Source organism: [Scytonema hofmanni] UTEX 2349 (genome assembly GCF_000582685.1).
Classification (GTDB): Bacteria; Cyanobacteriota; Cyanobacteriia; order Cyanobacteriales; family Nostocaceae; genus Hassallia; species Hassallia hofmanni.
The window spans coordinates 4,435,612-4,453,629 of record NZ_KK073768.1 but is presented as its reverse complement, the minus strand read 5'-3'; the positions used below and the strand labels follow the sequence as shown (position 1 = coordinate 4,453,629).

Sequence of the window (18,018 nt, the reverse complement as noted above, 5' to 3'; positions counted from 1 at the left end):
TAGCCATAGAAAATTAAAAAAGGAATCTGAGGTTGAAAATTGAAGATTAAATTATTGGAAAAACTATTAACGATCTTACTAATATTCATTTCTGTTGGAACGTTGTCAATACGTCCTGCACAAGAGATTTCTCTATCTCCATTGGGAGGCAGTATAGTAGATAATTTGCTCAATCTAATTTCATATGCGATTTTATTTTATTTTATACTTTTATATTGGAAAGGTTTTTTATATGTAGTTACGAGAGGAAAACTTCAGTTTTTATTATTAGCACTAATCTTCTTTTCTCTTTTATGGACGGAAGACATAGGTACTAGTCTCACTTATATCAGAGGGCTAATCAGAATATATCTACTCGCAATTTATTTGGCGATGCGTTATAGCCTTACAGAACAAATGAGGCTAATAGCTTGGGGACTGGGTACAGCAGCATCGTTATCTATGTTCTTTTCGGCATTAATGCCAGGTTATATTCACAAAGCACCGGAATTAGCAGGTATGTGGAGCGGTATTTTCGGTCACAAGAATGAACTAGGATACATAATGGCTTGGAGCGCAGGAGTTTTTTTACACCTTGGTCTAAGTGTCAATCGATATCGCTGGTTAATGTGGCTGTTATGTGGGATATCTATATGCTTAATTATCCTTTCGCGTTCAACAACAGCTTTGACGATTTTGTTGACAATGATATTACTTTTACCTTTCTACAAATTAGTTAGGCAAAATAACTACAAATTGCAAGTGATTATGATTAGCTTAGTTTTAATGCTATTCATAAGTTCTTCAATATTTCTTACGAATAATGCAGAAGGTGTAGTGGGTGCTTCCGGTAAAGACCTGACATTTAGTGGACGTTCTGACCTCTGGGAAATGATAATTGCCAAAATTTTGGAAAGACCTTGGTTAGGTTATGGATTTTATGGATTTTGGACAACTAGCGCTGCATCTAATCTCAGAGCAACTCTTGATTGGGCTAGTAATGCTCACAATGGTTTTTTAGAACTGTTATTAGAATTAGGCATCTTAGGCTTTTTGACTTTTGCCGCAGGTTTTATCCGCTTTTTTGTCATGGCAATGACTCGTGTTATTTCAATTGCGAAAAAACCACAAGATTATTGGCCTGTGCAGATGCTACTTATCATCATCATAGTGAATTTTTCAGAAGCGAGATTATTAACTCCCAGTTGGAATTGGTTAATGTATGTCACAACTTCTTTATCTCTGACTCTTGAGTATGAAAGAAATCGAAAAAGTATTATCTTGAATAAGTTTTCATCGTCAAATAATTTCACCAATCAAAAGGTTAATAGAAGTGAAGATTTTGCATCTTAGTACTCATGATATTAGTGGCGGTGCGGCTCGCGCTGCATATCGCTTGCACAAAGGTTTACAATATATTGGGCTAGATTCTCAAATGCTGGTGCAAGAGAAACTGAGTGATGACAAAACAGTAATTGCACCTAAAATTAGACTAAATCAAGGCATAGCAAAGACAAAATTGACATTTGAGACTTTACCATTAAAGTTTTATGGTCAAAGAAGTAATACTTCATTTTTTACTCAATGGTTGCCAGATAGAGTTGTTCCCCAAGTTGCTCAGATTAATCCAGATATTATCAATTTGCACTGGATTAGTGCGGCTTTTATGCAGATAGAAACCCTTGCTAAATTGAAGCAACCTTTAGTTTGGACTCTTCATGATAGCTGGGGATTTACTGGTGGATGTCATGTAATTGGAGAATGCGATCGCTATACTGTATCTTGTGGAGCCTGTCCTCAACTCAACAGTGGTAATGATTGGGATTTGTCCCGTTGGGTATGGAAGCGTAAAGCAAAAGCTTGGAAAGATTTGAATTTGACTCTTGTTTCTCCAAGTTCTTGGTTAGCTAATTGTGCTAGTTCTAGTTCCTTGTTCCAAAATTTGCGAATTGAGGTGATTCCACATGGACTTGATACTCAAATTTTTCGACCGATCAATCAAGTTTTAGCACGCGAAATTCTCAATTTACCTCAAGATAAAAAACTCATTCTTTTCGGAGCCTTACAGGCAACAAGTGATAGAAATAAAGGATTTCATTTATTGCAACCATCACTGCAAGAATTGAGCAAAGCCGGCTGGAATGATAGCTGGAATGTCGTTATCTTCGGTGCATCTCAACCGGAAAACCCCCCTGATTTAGGTTTTAAAACACACTATTTAGGACACTTGCATGATAATATGTCTTTAGCAAGTGTTTACTCAGCAGCTGATGTGATGTTAGTGCCATCTCTTCAGGAATCTTTCGGACAAACTGCCTCTGAGTCGCTCGCTTGTGGTACTCCAGTTGTGGCATTTAATTCTACTGGTTTAAAAGATATTGTTGACCATGAACAGAATGGTTACTTGGCGAAACCTTATGAAGTTGAAGATTTTGCCAAAGGAATTACCTGGGTATTAGAAAATGCAGAGAGACATCAGAAACTGTCTTTCTATGCTCGTGAGAAAGCAGAACGAGAATTTACTCTGCAACTTCAAGCACGTCGCTATTCAGCTTTATTTCAGGAAATCCTTAGAGAAACTAAAGCAACATAAGTTTGAATCAATCTCTTTAACTCTTAAAAAGACTGGAGCTATTAGTCTTACTCTTGTAAAAAAACTCACTGTCATATTTAAGTGATTGAAAATCAAAATCCGATCTTTTCTGACTATAAATTACTACACCCTTAATCAAACAAGCAGTTATTGATTCAGTTCACATTTCATTAAGTAAGGAAAAAGACAAGATGTCAGTACCTATAGCTTTTATCATTTGTACAGAACCTGGTCGTTTAGAAGGTCAATCTCTAATGCTTGCAGAAAGTATTCGCAAATTCTGCAGCAATTTAAAAGATACACCCATATATAGTTTTCATCCCAGAAGGGGTGAACCTATCTCTATGGAAACTCGAAAAGCTTTTACAGCTTTGCAAGTTATTCATCAACAAATTCCCATAAATCAAGAGTTTCATGACTATTATTTAGCAAATAAGCCTTTAGTTTGTGCCTACGCAGAACAGAATATAGATGCGGAGATTTTAGTTTTTCTAGACAGTGATAAATGCTTTTTTTCTGAGCCAAAAGAGTTTTTATTACCAGCAGATTCCAACGTCCGGATACGTCCCGAATATGGTCAAGGAATTGGTTCTACTGGAAATAAAGATCCTCAAGACTGGTACTGGATGAAACTGTATGAAGTGCTAGGAGTGAAACGCGAGATATTTGTTAACACACCAATTGGCAAAAAAAACATTAGAGGTTACTGGAATTCTGGTTTAGTTGCGGTGAGAAGAAATGCTGGTATATTCACAGCTTGGAAAGAAAACTTTGAAAAGGTAATGCGTTTAGATATTACCCCTCCTCAAGGAATTTATTTTGTAGAACAGTCAGTTCTGTCTGTGACTTTATGCTCCTTAGAAGAAAATATATCTCATTTTTCTTCTGCTTGTAGTTATCCATTACCCTTACATAATCGCTTATCGAAAGAATCGCGAATTAAAGCTTGGGATGAAATAGTGTCAATTCATTATTTCAATTTGTTTTTCTATAACGATTGGAATGCACAAATTAAAAGACTGAGGAACTTTAATCTAGGATCAGATAAATATCAATGGTTATGTGAAGCAGTTGTCAGACACAATATGCCGCGCACATCAGTTATGCATCGACATATGTTGACTGTGAGGAAAATAGAACAAAAACTACGTGTGATCAATTTAAATATTAACGTGAGTAATTGGATAGAAAAAGTTGCAAATCTATAAATAGTTCCATATTAATCAGACGATGAAATACAAGTGTGATTCGCGCTGTAATAGAATTCTGTTGCTTGAATTTATATCTTGTTTTTTGTGAAGCGTACAACAACTATCAAGATATTCTTTATGGAAGAAACATAAAATATCTCTTAAATAATGACTATAAATAAAGAATATCTACTTTTGCTTCTACCTCCACACTCTGCAATTGTAAATCCAGAATTCAGGTCTTTTAATAACATAATTAAATAAGGAAAACTATCTGTATGTTGTTTCACGGTTTTTATATTTTTAGTACTCAGCCTCTGATTATTTCCTTTCTTGGAAGCTATCCTTTTCTTGGTGGAGTGGTTTATGAGCAAAAAAAAATTACACATAAACCTCTCCCTAAATGGTTCCGTCCAAAACATGTTTTAGAACATGTTCCTGGATGGTGTGGAACACCTAAGCAAATGTTGCTAAGAAAGATAAAGGCAACCCTGCATAGTTTGGAGGGAAGAACGCATCACTTAATGGTAAATGCATCAGACGAAGAAGAACTAAGAAAACGTTTCTTAATTCGTGGAGCGCACTTCAACCAAAATTTTTATATAAATGAGTATTTGTATGAAATACTTGATCAACCAAAGCTCTATGATGCAATCTACACAGCGCAACTCAATGAATCAAAGCGTCTTTGGCTGGCAAAAAATGTAGAAAGATTGATGGTTGCATCCTATGGTGGTGACTTGCATACTTTCTGTCCAGAACTGAAACATGCCGATTTCAATAAAAGTTTTCTTCCACGTACAGAATTAGCAAAGAAGTATAACCAGTCCTATGTCGGTTTGATTCTTTCAGCAGTCGAAGGAGCAAATCTAGCTTCAAGTGAATACTTACTTTGTGGAATTCCAGTTATCAGTACCCCAAGCAAAGGTGGACGAGATGAATTCTTTACTCCTGAGAATTCAATCATTGTGTCTCCAGAACCTAAAGCAGTTGCTGAAGCTGTACAAACTTTCAAACATCTAGCTCCTGAGCCACAAAAAATTCGACAACAAACTCTCAAAAAAATGAACGATTTGAGATTAGCTTATTGCACTTATATCGCTAAACTCATTGAACAAGAAGGTGGTGGTAAGAAACAGCCAGAAGCAATGAGGGAAAAATTCTTCGCTGCACCTAATGGTATTCAATCTCGTTACATCAAATTAGAGGATTTGCATAAATTTAGTTTAGAGGAATTAAATGCGGCATTCTCTATATAAAAACTTTCTCGAAAGGTTAACTAATATTTAAATATGTAATAAAAGTTAATTTATCTTTTATTAAGGGGAAAAATAAATAATTGATGAAACAACCACAGTTAGCAGTCATAATGACCTGTTTTAACAGACGCGAAACAACTCTTACTTGTCTGCGTGCGTTATATCAGCAAACACAATCTTTTGATGTTTATTTAACCGATGATGGAAGTTCTGATGGTACTTCAGAGGTAGTTAAAGCTTCCTATCCACAAGTTCGGATTCTTAAGGGAAATGGAAACCTATTCTGGGTTGGAGGAATGAGGCTAGCATTTGCTTCAGCAATGCAAAGAGATTATGACTATTATCTTTGGCTGAATGATGACACGATACTGGAATCAAAAACTTTTGAACGCTTATTAACTATCCATCAAAAATTGTCAAAAGAGGGTCATAAAAATTCAATATTAGTTGGAACAACTAAAGATTCCCTGACTGGAAAAGCCTCCTACGGTGGTGCAGTTAAATCTGGCAAATGGTACTCCAACAAATATGAATTTTTGGGTTCAACTCAGCTTCTCCAAGAATGTGACACCATGTTTGGTAACTGCGTGCTAATTCCTCATGCTGTTGCCAAAAAATTAGAGAATATTGATGCAGCATTTATCCACAGTTTAGGAGACTTAGATTACGGGTTAAGGGCAAGAAAATTAGGCTACTCTATATGGGTTGCACCTGAGTATGTCGGAACCTGTAGTAAAAACTCAATTCGCAACAGTTGGGTAGATACAAAATTACCTGTTTTAGAACGCTTAAAAAAGGTAGTTCAAGTCAAAGCTTTTCCACTCAAACCTTGGGCTACATTTTGTCGCCGTCATTCTGGGATATTTTGGCTAATTTATTGGTTTTTACCTTATTTACGCGCCATTATTGGTTACAAAAACTTGGCGGCATCTCCCACATTTGCTGAAGATATTTCACAAGGTAGTTCACAAGGTTAAGGGTTAAAAAAATGCAACGACGGCTTGGTTTTTTAGCAGCAGCACCTCGGATTTCAACACATCCTGACGCAGAGATGTCTGGTCCGCGTTCCCGAATTTTGGGAATCCTCAAGGGTTTTAAAACACTAGATTGGAAAATCGAAACATTTATTGTAGGAGATAAAGTTCCAAAAAAATGGTCAGGAAAGGGTTCTGGGGAAGTAATTAGCAGAGGATTTTTCCACACCTTAGCAGTAGATTTTATGCGTATTGGGATGGGTGCTATCAATTCTTGGAGAACCTGGCAAGAACTTAAGAATCAAGTAGATTGGGTTTATGAATACACTGCAACGCTGCAATGTTTGGGCTGGATATTCCAATGTCAAGGAATACCTTGGATTTTGCAAGCTGAAGCTTTACTTTTTTATGAAGCTAAAGCAGAACGGAAAGCATTGATACTGGATAGGTTAGCTCGCTGGATGGAAATTAAAGCATATCAAAAATGCGATGTTTTAGCCTGTGTTAGTGAAACTTTAAAAGAAATACTGGTACGTGATTATGGTATTTCAAGTGAAAAAATTGTCTTAGTACCAAATGGAGTTGATATTGATTTTATTAATCCAGGAATACATATACCAGAGCGAATATTCCCAGGTTTTACGATAGGTTTCGTTGGTAGTTTATATGCTTGGGCTGGCTTAGATTTGCTACTAAAAGCGATGTCAGAATTACGAGATGAAGGTTTGGATATATCGCTGGTAGTAGTAGGTGATGGTGCAATGAAATCTGTTTGGGAAAAGCAAGTTGAAGAACTGGAACTTTCGCCTTACGTAGCCTTTTTAGGTCGAGTTTCTTGGCAGGAAGTGCCACAGTATATCGCTGGCTTTGATGTTGGTTATTCAGGGCAAGTTGAACTACAGATGGGGAAGATGTATCTTTCACCTATGAAACTTTATGAGTACATGGCAATGGCTAAACCAGTCATAGCATCAGCTTTTGAAGATGCTAAACGTTTGGTTTGCGATCGCAAAACAGGTTTCTTATTTCAACCAGGTGACATAGATGATTTAAAACGTGCCTTGGTGGAAGCTTATCACAACAGAGAAACACTACCGGAAATGGGACGATTTGCTCGCATCGAGATAGTAAATCATCACAGTTGGACAGCTAGGGTGCAAGTTTTAGTAGAAGGTGCTGAACAAATATTAGAAAAAAAGCGATCGCATACTCAGCAATATCAAGTCTCTACTTACACAATCTAATACCGTAATAACTCATGATGCAGACTTCAGCTTACAAATATCTTGGCGTTCAAGTGAATGCACTCTCAATTCCTGAATTGAATTATTTGATTGGGGAATCTATTGAACAGAATCAGAAATGGATTATTGCCAATCACAACTTGCATAGTCTTTATCTCTATCATCAAGACCCGAAAATGCAAGCTTTCTACGCCAAGGCAGACTATATCCATATTGATAGTATGCCTCTAATATTCATTGGCAAGCTATTGGGTTTTTCACTCAAGCGAGAACAAAGAGTTACCTATGCCGACTGGGTATGGCCTTTAATGGCGGAAGCAGCTAGTAAAAACTGGCGTGTATTCTATCTAGGTTCAAAGCCAGGAGTAGCTGAACAAGGAGCAAGTATTTTGCGCCAGAAGTTTCCTGGTTTACAGATTGCTTGCGCTCACGGTTACATTGACATGCGTCAAGACAGTAAGGACAATCTTGCTACTCTGGCTGCAATCAATGCTTACAAACCTGATGTATTAATGGTGGGAATGAGTATGCCGCGCCAGGAGCATTGGATTTTAGAAAATTTAGAGCAGATTCATACCAACGCTATTTTGACTAGTGGAGCCTGTATGGACTATGTAGCTGGAGTGGTTCCGACTCCACCTCGTTGGATGGGAAGATTTGGCTTGGAATGGTCTTATCGTCTGTTGAGCGAACCGAAAAGACTTTGGAGACGTTACTTACTTGAGCCTTGGTTTCTAGCCAGATTGTTATTACGAGAAGTTTGGAGTTTTCCAAGTCAAGCGAAATAGAATATTGCCGTATTCTAATTAATTCGATTGGAATTATCTCTTCCTTACAGATTTGAATTGCAGTAAACATAAGGACAATTCATGATTATGATTTCCACCAATCTATCCATAGATATTTTAAAACCGGACTTGCGATCGCCTAAAGGCACAAGAATACAGAGAGGATTATTTATTAGGCTGCTGCGCGTAGTCATACTTATTCTTCTAGATGCTACATCTATGTACTTCGCATGGAATTTAGCAGTTTTTTATGGCGCTCCCTTCGAGTCTCCTTGGACGCAAAATATATCGTTTCTACTGCTAAATATCAGCCTGCCAATTGTCATTTTTGACACGACGGGTCTTTACAAAGCTGGCATTTATCGTCGTGACTATTTGGGTATCATCAAAGCAATTTCTCTGTCATCTTTGCTTTTGTTATTTATTGCCTCTCTCTATGAGCCAAACGGCTATATCTCACATTCGACTCTTCTACTGTATTGGTTACTGTCTGTAGTCTTCATCTGTACTGTTCGTTGTCTGTTTAATATCTCCACTAACTTTCTGCGTCAGAAAGGGGCAATTCGTCATCCGGTTTTTATTATTGCTGATGCTCAAGAAAAAGAGCATAACATGAAGTTGATAGAACAAGATGATTGCTATGCGATTCAAGGATTTGAAGATTCTAAATGCCTAGATTTAGCTAACAGAGACACAACTTTTGAATATCTTCGTAGTCAAAATGTAGAAGAAGTTTTTGTTGCTTGGAGTGCCATTCAAAATCGTTTATTCCTATGCTGGCATTTCTATAATGCTGGCATTACTCTGCGTTTGCTGCCAACAATGGGTGAATTTTCTCTTCCTAAATCTACATTTGGCATGGTTGGAGATGTTCCTTATCCGACAATTACTGCACCAATTGTTGTCGGTATCGATTTCTGGATCAAGCGAATTTTTGACCTTTGTTTTTCTCTGACTTTAATCTTGTTGCTTTTGCCTGCATATCTGTTGATTGCCATCATGATTAAGTTAGATTCTCCAGGTCCGATATTTTTCCGGCAAAAACGTGTTGGTTTACACGGTCAAGAATTTAAGATTTGGAAATTCCGGACAATGGTTGTAAATGCAGAGAAAATTCAAGCTTCTTTAGAAGAAAAGAATGAAATCAAAGATGGTATCATTTTTAAAATGAAAGACGACCCTCGCATTACAAAACTTGGTAAATTTCTCCGCCTTTATAGTTTGGATGAATTGCCACAACTATTTAATGTTTTGGTTGGGCAAATGAGTCTTGTTGGTCCCCGTCCTTTACCTATCCGCGATGTACAAAAGTTTAAAACAAAGCACTTTATCCGCCAAGAGGTTTTGCCTGGTATCACTGGCTTGTGGCAGGTTTCTGGACGCTCAAATATTGAGAATTTTGAAGATGCAGTCAAATTAGATATGGATTACATTGAAAAGTGGTCAATATGGCTAGACTTAAGAATCCTGTTGCAAACTTTTAGAGTTGTTCTGCAAAAGACTGGTGCGTATTAAGTACAGTATAGGTTGCCGTAATGTAATTGTTCACAGCAAAAAGCAGCGCTCGGAAGAAGTTGACCACCTCACCACCCAATACGGTTCAGATAAGAAAATTAGGGAACCCAAAATCATTGTAGAGACGCGATATATCGCGTCTCTACATACCCAAATGCCCAATAAAAATATTTAACCGAACCGTATTGCTTCACCACCAATAAACCAAACCTATGAACATTCATCAGTGCAAAAGGTGGGGAAAGAAGTTCATCTTAAGGGGAAAGGGATAAAAAAATCTTTCCCCTTTACTTTTTTCCCTAACTTCTACAAGAAGTCTATTGAGCAATACAGCAGATTTCACTCCTTAGGAAGTACATATATAAAATCCAAAATCTTGTAGAGACGTAGCACTGCTACGTCTCTACCTGTATTCGATGTTTAGTGATCGGATGCTGTAACTAATTTTTGCATTAAAGTTTTTGCAAGTTGACCGATCGCTTGCCAATCTCCACTATTTACCAGCTTTTTAGGGAATAATTCACTACTCAAACCAACTCCTACCGCTCCAGCTGTTAAAAATTCCTGAGCATTTTCTATCAATACACCACCTGTAGGAATCAACGGTATTTTACCTAGAGGTGCTTGTAAACTTTTAATATAGTTAACTCCTCCCAATGCTTGCACGGGAAACACTTTGACACAACTTGCACCTTGATTGTAAGCGCTAACAATTTCTGTGGGAGTCAGCGCACCTGGTATAATCGGTACATGTTTTGCAATTGCGGCTTGAATCAGAATTGAGTCAACATGAGGTGTAAAGAGAAATTGCGCTCCAGATGCGATCGCCATTTCCATATCATTCAGATTTAACAACGTACCACTACCAATGATGCACTCCGGTAATTCTAAGCGTAGTTGAGCAATTAATTCCCCAGCGCGATCGCTATTCCAGGTAATTTCGATTAACCGCATTCCTCCGGAAGCGATCGAAGAAGCCATTTTGCGTCCCAATTCAAATTCGGGAGCGCGAATCACAGCGATCGCTCGATGTTTTTGCAGTTGTGATAACCAAATGTGATTAAACATCTAAAATTTAACAGCGCTAATAGTTCTTTTCGCAAATGTTACAGACTATCATATTTTTTTCCTTCTAGATATGTAGGGAGATACAATTAGACATAGAAACAATGTAGAGACGTAGCAGTGCAATGTAGAGACGTAGCAGTGCTACGTCTCTACAAGGGTTTTGGATAGCGCATATTTAAATTCGGTCGATGTCTATTGACATTTTGTGCATATCTTTCTAATACTGGGCATACATCTATGGTGGGAGAAAATTGCAAGCGATCGCCTAACTTAAGTAATACTTTTTTCTCATCTATAACTATTTATTTTCTACCTAAAGTGGTATTCAAATCTTTAAACCCAGGCTAATCATAGCTTTTGATATATTAGAACAAATACTCAGCCATTAGTTTTAATCAATATCAATTAAATTCTATCGCCAGCAGGAGGTAAACATTACATTGTTTGTTTACAGTATTCCTAGATAGATATTTTAAACATCTTAGGAACAGCAGTATGCCACTTTACAAACTCGAAGATTTTGACCCAAACTATAGAGAGACTTTTGATGGTGATGACGTTAAAGCTTTGGATCTCTATACTGAAGGTGGAGAAAAAATTGGCTCAGTAGCTGATGCATTAGTCGATCCAGAAGGACGTTTTCGTTATTTAGTCATTAATACAGGTATTGCTTCTTTAGGTAAACAAATATTGCTTCCTATTGGTCTTTCCCACATTGACTATACTGAAAAGCGCGTCTACGTTGACGGACTCAGCAAATCACAAGTGGAACATTTACCTGAATACAAAGACAGCATAACCGTTGATTACGATTACGAAGAACAGGTACGCAATGTTTATCGTCCACAAGGTAGAGACGTTAATTACAATCGCGACACTTACAATTATGAACAAGAACCTTCTTTTTATAATTTGAACGAGCAATCTCATCAAACTTTGAAGCTGTATGAAGAACGATTAGTTGCTAATAAAACTCGTGTCAAAACTGGAGAAGTCGCAGTAGGCAAGTATATTGAAACCGAAACCGCACGAGTTTCAGTACCAATTGAAAAAGAACGAGTTGTAATTGAGCGAGTTACTCCCACAACAAGCGAAGCTGTAGTAGATTCTGAACTTAAGTTTGAAGAGGGTGAAGTTGCACGCATAGAACTGTACGAAGAAACTCCGAATATCCAGAAAGAAACGTTTGTCCGTGAAGAAGTTAGAGTCCGTAAGGTTGTAGATAAAGAGACGGTTGAAGCACAAGAAACAATTCGTCGCGAAGAGTTAGATATTGATACCCAAGGCGATTTACGTGTAAATGAAAGCGGTTCTAATCTTAACAAGAGTGTTTAATAACTGATTAACAAATTTGTTGAGTGATCTAAACAGGTAGAAAATTTAGATTTCTACCTGTTATTTTTTATCAGCAAAAACTGAATCAGCGTTTCCTAGTCTGCTGAGGTACAAATTTATCTGCGTCCATCGGCGTTTATCTATCTACATCTGCGGTTAATTCAATATTCTGTACCTCATGAATGTGGGAATCGCTATAGCGTTTCCTAATAAGAGTAAGGTACAGTTTAACCTCACCCCGATAAAACTATACTTTATCTTTCCTCTCCCTAATAATTAGAGGTTTTGATTTAAATATCTACCATTTGAATAGAGAGATAACTAATTGAATTCAGTCGTTAGAAAGAGAAAGATAAACGAATAAAAAATTACCATATGAATGTAGGATAAATAAAGTTGGAGTTAAAATAATATGCCCCTTCACAAACTAGAAGATTTTGATTCAGAGTATCAGAACGTTTTTGACGATGATGACATCAAAGGTAAGAGTGTATATACCGAAGGAAATGAGGAAAAAATTGGTACTGTCAGCGACATTTTAGTGGATGAAGATGGACACTTCCGCTATTTTGTTGTTGACTTAGGTTTTTGGATTTTTGGTAAGAAAGTATTGTTACCAGTTGGTCGTACTCGCTTCAATCATGGTACCGATCGCGTGTATGCTTTAGGAATGACCAGACAGCAAGCGGAAGATTTACCCGAATTTAGCGATCGCCTTGCAGTTGATTACGACTACGAAGAAAAAGTACGCGGGGTATATCGTCCCACTACTGGAATTACAGGTGAACGCTCCCTAGATGCACCTGCACCATTAGATACAACAACAGGTTTAGGTGTTGGAACCGGTTTAGGTACAGCAGCAGGTTTAGGTGCAGCAGCCTATCAACCAACACCTGATGTAGATAGAATTGTCGAGCGTCCTACTTACGATCGCGACACCTACAATTACCAGCTAGATTCTTCTTTGTACGACATGAACGAGCAGGATCACCAAACCCTGAGATTGTACGAAGAACGCTTAGTAGCTAACAAACAACGTCGTAAAACCGGCGAAGTAGCAATCGGTAAGCGTGTTGAAACCGACACAGCAAGAGTTTCAGTTCCAGTAGATAAAGAACGGGTAATAGTCGAGCGAGTAACACCCGCTGATGCTGGTAGAACTGTTTCTCCTGATGCAACTGCTTTCCGTGAAGGTGAAGTAGCACGCATGGAAATCTACGAAGAAACTGCTGACATTAACAAAGAAGCATTTGTCCGTGAAGAAGTCAGAGTCAAGAAAGTTGTTGACCAGGAGACAGTAGAAGCGAAAGAAACTATTCGTCGTGAAGAATTGGATGTAAATGCTCCTAATCTTCCCATCGAAGAACGCTAATATCTGCAATGCTGGTGAAGTTGTAGAGACGTTCCGCCGGAACGTCTTTACGATATATCTGATATCATGTCCGCGCAATCACCCATAATTCATGAAGAACCCCACCCGCCTGTGGCACCCTCCCCGCTTGCGGGGAGGGTTGGGGAGGGGTTCTTTTATTATGGCTGTTTGACCGGACATGATATGACATTAGAATCAATAGCTGTATTCTGTTTATAAAGTGTTAAAACTTTTCTTAATAAATTTAATTTAGATTTTTACAAAAAATAATTAACAATTTTTTACATATGAATAGCCAAACTGTGGTAAAAAACGCAGAAAATAACAACGCAACTCGTATTATGTCCTTGTTAGAAACCTTACGGCAAAAAGTACAAAACTTCGCTGTCCTAGATATGCAAGGTCTGCGAGTAGGTGAGGTCAAGAATCTAATTTTAGATGCCAATCGTCAGCTAAACTTAGTTGTATCGGAAGACCCTATTTTATTACTACCAAGTAAGCTGATCAAAAAAATTGATACATCAACCAGGTCTGTATATATGGAAATAGATAAATTAGCAATATCTAATCAGGAATATTTAGGAAAAGAAATACCAGAAAACGAAAAAAGATTAGATAATCCCAATACTGTTAAAGTAGAGGCGAAATATAATTTAGAAAATGTGGTAGAAGAAGATATTATTCGTTTGCTAGGTGAAAGATTAATTGTTGACAGCACCAAGCGAAAAATTGGTGAGGTCATTGTTCGCAAAGAAATTGAAACTAGGATGGTACAAGTACCAGTCCGCAGAGAGAAACTTATTGTTGAACAAATCAACCCAGAACACAAACAACTTGCAGAAATTGATTTAGGGTTCACAGAAATCTCTGGTATTGATTTGGCTGAAAACCAAAGACCTGAATTTGCTAGTCTTGAAGGTAGTTTAACAGTGAGCGGCGATTTTAGTTCGCCAAAAATAGCTAGTTTACTTTTAAATGCGATCGCTCTTGAGCGCAATCATAAATGTAAGCAGGTACGAGTGACAATCGTTGTTGAAGATGAGTCAACTCAAAATAAATATCAAGAATGGTTTGATCGCTGTTCCCAAAATCAAGAACCAAACCCAGAAAAATAGTATACATCGTTGTAGAGACGTTCCGGCGAAACGTCTCTACTTTTTTGCTGGGGAAAGCGCTAATTAAAACTCACAAACCGAGTCTCCCTCAATAGAACAGGTATTTTTAGCAAAATCGTTTCTTTCAACTTTGAATATCTGCATTTTCTTCAGAGGTGCTAGGGATTTGAGGTTCTCTGGGAAAATCAACGGTTTTTGTTGATTGGGTTGAAGCATGTCTGCGAGTGCTATCGCCGAACAAGTCATATTCACAAAGCTTGCTATACCCATCGCTTTAAACCAGAATTCAGATTTTTTTAAACTTGATTGCATAAATAGTCTATAATTGTGAAAAATTATAGACTATTTTATACTTTAATAACCTAAAATATATTGTCAAATATACGTATATTATCTAGATGTTCCCCTCGCGACGGATAATATAAAGTCCATGCTAATGCAGTTGTAGCGGTTCTGGCGATAAAATTAGCAATAACTGTTCCGATTAAAGTAATAATCGGTAAAGGCTTGCGTCCAAACAGTTTTTTTGCTTACAAAAAAATGAAATTTCGACCGCAGAAACCCTCAAGCAATCAACGGCAGCATCGGCTTCCACGAGTTAACATTAAGATCCGAGATGGAAGGTTCCAGATTATGGGCATGAATAGCTGGTATTCATACTGGCGCGACCCGTATCATCTATTACTAACTCTTCCTTGGTCTGGCTTTTTGCTGCTAATTGCTGTCACGTATGTGGCAACCAATGGTATATTTGCTCTGGCTTACTTACTAGGAGGAGATTGCGTCGAGAATGCCCGACCGGGTTCTTTTTTGGATATGTTTTTCTTCAGTGTTCAAACTTTAGCATCTATTGGCTACGGTGCGATGTATCCGAAAACAACCTACTGCAATATTATTGTCACAATTGAAGCAATGGGAGGTCTGATGGGAATTGCTGTGATGACAGGATTAGCCTTTGCTCGTTTTTCCCGACCGACTGCCCGTGTGATGTTTAGCCGTGTCGCTGTAATTACACCTCACGAGGGAATGCCAACGTTAGTATTTCGCACGGCAAACCAGCGCGGCAACCAAATTTTAGAAGCGCAAATGCAGGCATACTTAATCCGTGACGAAGTTACCAAAGAACAAGAGTTTATCCGCAGAATCTACGATTTGCAACTGATTAGGAATCACTCTCCGAGCTTTACTTTAACTTGGCTGGGAATGCACGCGATTGATGAATCGAGTCCACTTTATGGGATATCAGCCGAGTCTTTAATTGAGACAAATACCACGATTACAGTCTTATTAACTGGCATTGATGAAACTATTGCCCAGTCAGTCCATGCCCGTCATGATTATACTGCGCGGGAAATTCTCTGGAATTATCGGTTTGTAGATGTTATTTACCGCACAGCAGAAGGACATCGCTACATCGATTACAATTTCTTCCACGATGTATTGCCTTTAGAGTGAATGCCTCCAGTTTACTCGTTGAGCGGTGGTTGTAATGGTTTGACAACAACCCGACCATTTTCAACCACAGTACAATTTTTTGGCTTTTGGCATTGGTTGGCTGCAACACCTGGGCATTCTTTTTGATGTTGGATATTTTGCTCTTGTTGTTGCTTAAGGACAACCACACAAGGAGCGCATGAGGCGGATGACATATGAGGTATTTTGAGCTTCTATATTAATTATCCCTCTGCTGAGATCATTTTTCCAAAAAATTTACTTAATGTTTAAGTAACTTATACTTTGAAATTACTTTAGGGCAAACTTGATGAAAAAAATTCTGAGATACCTGAGTTTCGCGTTTATATCCACAGTTTTAACTGCAACTCCTTCAATAGCGGCTGACCAAATTGCTTTTTATTATCCTCCCTTTGGGGAATTTACTTTATCCACCCAATCTCTAGAAACTTTTGCTAAAGAAGGTAAAATTACTAAAGACTTTGCCTTTTATGCTCAACGCGCTACTCCTCAACAACTTGCTCAACTACGAGAATTACTCCAGCAAAAGTTTAAAGTTACTCCTACTTTAGTATCTCAGTTTAGCTACTCACCTTTAGGGGAAAAGGTAGTGCAACGTTTGGGAGAATTAATCCAAACTGATAAACAAATGAATGGGTTTTATGCAATACGGGGTGCTTTGATTTTAGCTGCTGCTGACCCCCAAGGCTTAACTGTTGTCAATGTGCTGCGACGATTTCCCAGTAATAGTGTGCGGATAAACTTTACAGAAGGGTTGCAGGTAGTATCAAACTTGACAGACTTGCTGAAAAGAAAAGATGCGATCGTTGCTTTTATTCAAAAAGAAGCAAACGCAGAAGCGGAAACTGCAAACATTGACTTTTCCAAACAGCCAGATTTGCGATCGCCTGGAAATTTTCGCTTTTCAAAGATAACTCTAGAATTGAAAGACCAAACACGCGATCGGCGTTTACCTGTGGATCTCTATTTACCACAAAGGGGACGACAAGGAGACAAGGAGACAAGGAGACAAGGGGGAAATTTATCTCCCTCATCTCCCTCATCTCCCTCATCTCCCTCATCTCCCTCATCTCCCTTATCTTCCCCCACTCCCCCACTCCCCCCCTCCTCCTCTCCTCTAATTGTCATTTCTCACGGTGTCGCTTCAGATCGCTTTGCTTTCGTCTACCTGGCACAACATTTAGCATCCTACGGTTTTGCTGTTGCCGCTTTGGAACACCCTGGTAGTAATGCACAACGCTTTCAGCAATACTTTGCGGGTTTGGCAGGTCCACCAGAACCGGCGGAATTGATTAATCGACCTTTAGATGTCAAGTTTGTGCTGAATGAACTTCAACGCTTAGAAAAGTCCGATCCGCGAATGCAGGGTAAACTGAATTTTCAGCAAGTCGGGGCATTTGGTCATTCTTATGGCGGTTATACTGTTTTCACCCTAGCTGGTGCAAAAATTAACTTTCAGCAAATTCGCAAAGATTGCAATCCAAATAAATCTTTGAATTTGTCGATATTTTTGCAGTGTCGAGCAAATGAGTTAACATCAGCAAATTATTCTTTAAAAGACGATCGCATTAAAGCTGCTTTTACGGTTAATCCTTTCGTCAGTAGTATCTTTGGTGAAAGCGAAGTACGTCAAATTAAACTTCCCTTTATGGTTGTGTCAGGTAGTCAAGATATTGTCACTCCTACTGTACCAGAGCAAATTCGCCCTTTTACTTGGCTTGGGAGCAAAAATAAATATTTAGCAGTGATTGAAAATGCTACACACTTTACTGCTTTAGCCGAAACACCACCGGAAAATAATGTATTACCTGTACCGCCAGTTTTCCTCGGTCCACCTACTAAAGATGCTCATTCTTATCTTAATGCTTTGAGTGTCGCTTTTTTTGAAACTTATCTTTTAAATCGTCGTGAATATCAAGTTTATTTGCAGCCAGCTTACGCCAAATATATCAGTAAAGCTCCCCTCAATCTTAGTTTTTTACAGTCTTTAACGGCAGAGCAATTAACTCCTTTTGTAAATGGTGCAAAGAAATAGTGGGGAATTATATGATGTCCTAATAAATAATCATAATAAAAGAACCCCACCCGCCTGTGGCACCCTCCCCGCTTGCGG

17 protein-coding genes are annotated in these 18,018 nt (G+C 38.3%); 14 read left to right on the top strand and 3 right to left on the bottom strand.

The annotated features are described in order from the left end of the window. The first annotated feature begins 372 nt into the window (after positions 1 to 372). The 9 genes from TOL9009_RS40440 to TOL9009_RS46155 all read left to right on the top strand — a co-directional run bounded on the left by TOL9009_RS40440 (position 373) and on the right by TOL9009_RS46155 (position 9,717). On the top strand, positions 373 to 1,332 hold the full coding sequence (locus TOL9009_RS40440) for an O-antigen ligase family protein (protein ID WP_260675940.1): 960 nt from the start codon (positions 373 to 375) through the stop codon (positions 1,330 to 1,332). Beyond that, entirely contained in the window at positions 1,313 to 2,572 is a 1,260-nt protein-coding gene (locus tag TOL9009_RS0125190; protein ID WP_029635656.1) for a glycosyltransferase family 4 protein, read from the top strand. The genes TOL9009_RS40440 and TOL9009_RS0125190 overlap by 20 nt, the downstream gene beginning before the upstream one ends. A 191-nt stretch (positions 2,573 to 2,763) precedes the next feature. Then, positions 2,764 to 3,780, top strand: coding sequence for a hypothetical protein (locus TOL9009_RS0125185; RefSeq protein ID WP_029635655.1), 1,017 nt, complete (start codon positions 2,764 to 2,766; stop codon positions 3,778 to 3,780). Positions 3,781 to 4,040: 260 nt separating this feature from the next. Beyond that, on the top strand, positions 4,041 to 5,021 hold the full coding sequence (locus TOL9009_RS0125180; RefSeq protein WP_029635653.1) for a glycosyltransferase family protein: 981 nt from the start codon (positions 4,041 to 4,043) through the stop codon (positions 5,019 to 5,021). Between the two features lie 83 nt (positions 5,022 to 5,104). After that, complete coding sequence (locus TOL9009_RS0125175; protein WP_029635652.1) at positions 5,105 to 5,998, top strand: glycosyltransferase family 2 protein; 894 nt, start codon at positions 5,105 to 5,107, stop codon at positions 5,996 to 5,998. An 11-nt stretch (positions 5,999 to 6,009) separates the two neighbouring features. Next, positions 6,010 to 7,239 carry a glycosyltransferase family 4 protein gene (locus TOL9009_RS40435; protein WP_051503025.1) on the top strand — a complete coding sequence of 410 codons (1,230 nt, stop codon included), beginning with the start codon at positions 6,010 to 6,012 and terminating at the stop codon, positions 7,237 to 7,239. Positions 7,240 to 7,256: 17 nt separating this feature from the next. Beyond that, entirely contained in the window at positions 7,257 to 8,027 is a 771-nt protein-coding gene (locus TOL9009_RS0125165) for a WecB/TagA/CpsF family glycosyltransferase (protein ID WP_029635650.1), read from the top strand. Between the two features lie 87 nt (positions 8,028 to 8,114). Continuing rightward, entirely contained in the window at positions 8,115 to 9,542 is a 1,428-nt protein-coding gene (locus TOL9009_RS0125160; RefSeq protein WP_029635644.1) for a sugar transferase, read from the top strand. After that, positions 9,532 to 9,717: a hypothetical protein gene (locus TOL9009_RS46155; protein ID WP_144238333.1), complete on the top strand. Its 186-nt coding sequence runs from the start codon at positions 9,532 to 9,534 to the stop codon at positions 9,715 to 9,717. The genes TOL9009_RS0125160 and TOL9009_RS46155 overlap by 11 nt, the downstream gene beginning before the upstream one ends. Positions 9,718 to 9,962: 245 nt before the next feature. Here TOL9009_RS46155 and TOL9009_RS0125155 read toward each other — a convergent pair whose 3' ends face one another. Continuing rightward, entirely contained in the window at positions 9,963 to 10,610 is a 648-nt protein-coding gene (locus tag TOL9009_RS0125155) for a bifunctional 4-hydroxy-2-oxoglutarate aldolase/2-dehydro-3-deoxy-phosphogluconate aldolase (RefSeq protein WP_029635642.1), read from the bottom strand. A 495-nt stretch (positions 10,611 to 11,105) separates the two neighbouring features. Here TOL9009_RS0125155 and TOL9009_RS0125150 point away from each other — a divergent pair, with 495 nt between their 5' ends. The 3 genes from TOL9009_RS0125150 to TOL9009_RS0125140 all read left to right on the top strand — a co-directional run bounded on the left by TOL9009_RS0125150 (position 11,106) and on the right by TOL9009_RS0125140 (position 14,432). Next, the gene (locus TOL9009_RS0125150; protein ID WP_029635640.1) at positions 11,106 to 11,945 is read left to right on the top strand and encodes a DUF2382 domain-containing protein; all 840 of its coding nucleotides are present in this window, start codon (positions 11,106 to 11,108) and stop codon (positions 11,943 to 11,945) included. Positions 11,946 to 12,357: 412 nt separating this feature from the next. Further along, positions 12,358 to 13,317: a DUF2382 domain-containing protein gene (locus tag TOL9009_RS0125145; RefSeq protein WP_029635638.1), complete on the top strand. Its 960-nt coding sequence runs from the start codon at positions 12,358 to 12,360 to the stop codon at positions 13,315 to 13,317. Positions 13,318 to 13,604: 287 nt separating this feature from the next. Further along, positions 13,605 to 14,432: a DUF2382 domain-containing protein gene (locus TOL9009_RS0125140; RefSeq protein ID WP_029635636.1), complete on the top strand. Its 828-nt coding sequence runs from the start codon at positions 13,605 to 13,607 to the stop codon at positions 14,430 to 14,432. Between the two features lie 63 nt (positions 14,433 to 14,495). On the opposite strand, the gene TOL9009_RS0125135 is transcribed toward TOL9009_RS0125140, so the two are convergent. Next, positions 14,496 to 14,744 carry a hypothetical protein gene (locus tag TOL9009_RS0125135; RefSeq protein WP_029635633.1) on the bottom strand — a complete coding sequence of 83 codons (249 nt, stop codon included), beginning with the start codon at positions 14,742 to 14,744 and terminating at the stop codon, positions 14,496 to 14,498. Positions 14,745 to 14,972: 228 nt separating this feature from the next. On the opposite strand from TOL9009_RS0125135, the gene TOL9009_RS0125130 reads away from it, so the two are divergent. Then, positions 14,973 to 15,887 carry an ion channel gene (locus TOL9009_RS0125130; protein ID WP_029635631.1) on the top strand — a complete coding sequence of 305 codons (915 nt, stop codon included), beginning with the start codon at positions 14,973 to 14,975 and terminating at the stop codon, positions 15,885 to 15,887. Between the two features lie 11 nt (positions 15,888 to 15,898). On the opposite strand, the gene TOL9009_RS0125125 is transcribed toward TOL9009_RS0125130, so the two are convergent. Then, positions 15,899 to 16,081, bottom strand: coding sequence for a hypothetical protein (locus TOL9009_RS0125125; protein ID WP_029635629.1), 183 nt, complete (start codon positions 16,079 to 16,081; stop codon positions 15,899 to 15,901). Between the two features lie 113 nt (positions 16,082 to 16,194). Between TOL9009_RS0125125 and TOL9009_RS0125120 the strand changes: the two genes are divergently transcribed. After that, the gene (locus TOL9009_RS0125120; RefSeq protein ID WP_029635627.1) at positions 16,195 to 17,940 is read left to right on the top strand and encodes an alpha/beta hydrolase; all 1,746 of its coding nucleotides are present in this window, start codon (positions 16,195 to 16,197) and stop codon (positions 17,938 to 17,940) included. The last annotated feature ends 78 nt before the right edge of the window (positions 17,941 to 18,018 follow it).

Coding starts and splice junctions, on each gene's coding strand:
- TOL9009_RS40440 (WP_260675940.1), top strand. CDS start 373: ATGCGTTATAGCCTTACAGAACAAATGAGGCTAATAGCTTGGGGACTG.
- TOL9009_RS0125185 (WP_029635655.1), top strand. CDS start 2,764: ATGTCAGTACCTATAGCTTTTATCATTTGTACAGAACCTGGTCGTTTA.
- TOL9009_RS0125180 (WP_029635653.1), top strand. CDS start 4,041: ATGTTGTTTCACGGTTTTTATATTTTTAGTACTCAGCCTCTGATTATT.
- TOL9009_RS0125175 (WP_029635652.1), top strand. CDS start 5,105: ATGAAACAACCACAGTTAGCAGTCATAATGACCTGTTTTAACAGACGC.
- TOL9009_RS40435 (WP_051503025.1), top strand. CDS start 6,010: ATGCAACGACGGCTTGGTTTTTTAGCAGCAGCACCTCGGATTTCAACA.
- TOL9009_RS0125165 (WP_029635650.1), top strand. CDS start 7,257: ATGCAGACTTCAGCTTACAAATATCTTGGCGTTCAAGTGAATGCACTC.
- TOL9009_RS0125160 (WP_029635644.1), top strand. CDS start 8,115: ATGATTTCCACCAATCTATCCATAGATATTTTAAAACCGGACTTGCGA.
- TOL9009_RS0125155 (WP_029635642.1), bottom strand. CDS start 10,610: ATGTTTAATCACATTTGGTTATCACAACTGCAAAAACATCGAGCGATC.
- TOL9009_RS0125150 (WP_029635640.1), top strand. CDS start 11,106: ATGCCACTTTACAAACTCGAAGATTTTGACCCAAACTATAGAGAGACT.
- TOL9009_RS0125145 (WP_029635638.1), top strand. CDS start 12,358: ATGCCCCTTCACAAACTAGAAGATTTTGATTCAGAGTATCAGAACGTT.
- TOL9009_RS0125140 (WP_029635636.1), top strand. CDS start 13,605: ATGAATAGCCAAACTGTGGTAAAAAACGCAGAAAATAACAACGCAACT.
- TOL9009_RS0125135 (WP_029635633.1), bottom strand. CDS start 14,744: ATGCAATCAAGTTTAAAAAAATCTGAATTCTGGTTTAAAGCGATGGGT.
- TOL9009_RS0125130 (WP_029635631.1), top strand. CDS start 14,973: ATGAAATTTCGACCGCAGAAACCCTCAAGCAATCAACGGCAGCATCGG.
- TOL9009_RS0125125 (WP_029635629.1), bottom strand. CDS start 16,081: ATGTCATCCGCCTCATGCGCTCCTTGTGTGGTTGTCCTTAAGCAACAA.
- TOL9009_RS0125120 (WP_029635627.1), top strand. CDS start 16,195: ATGAAAAAAATTCTGAGATACCTGAGTTTCGCGTTTATATCCACAGTT.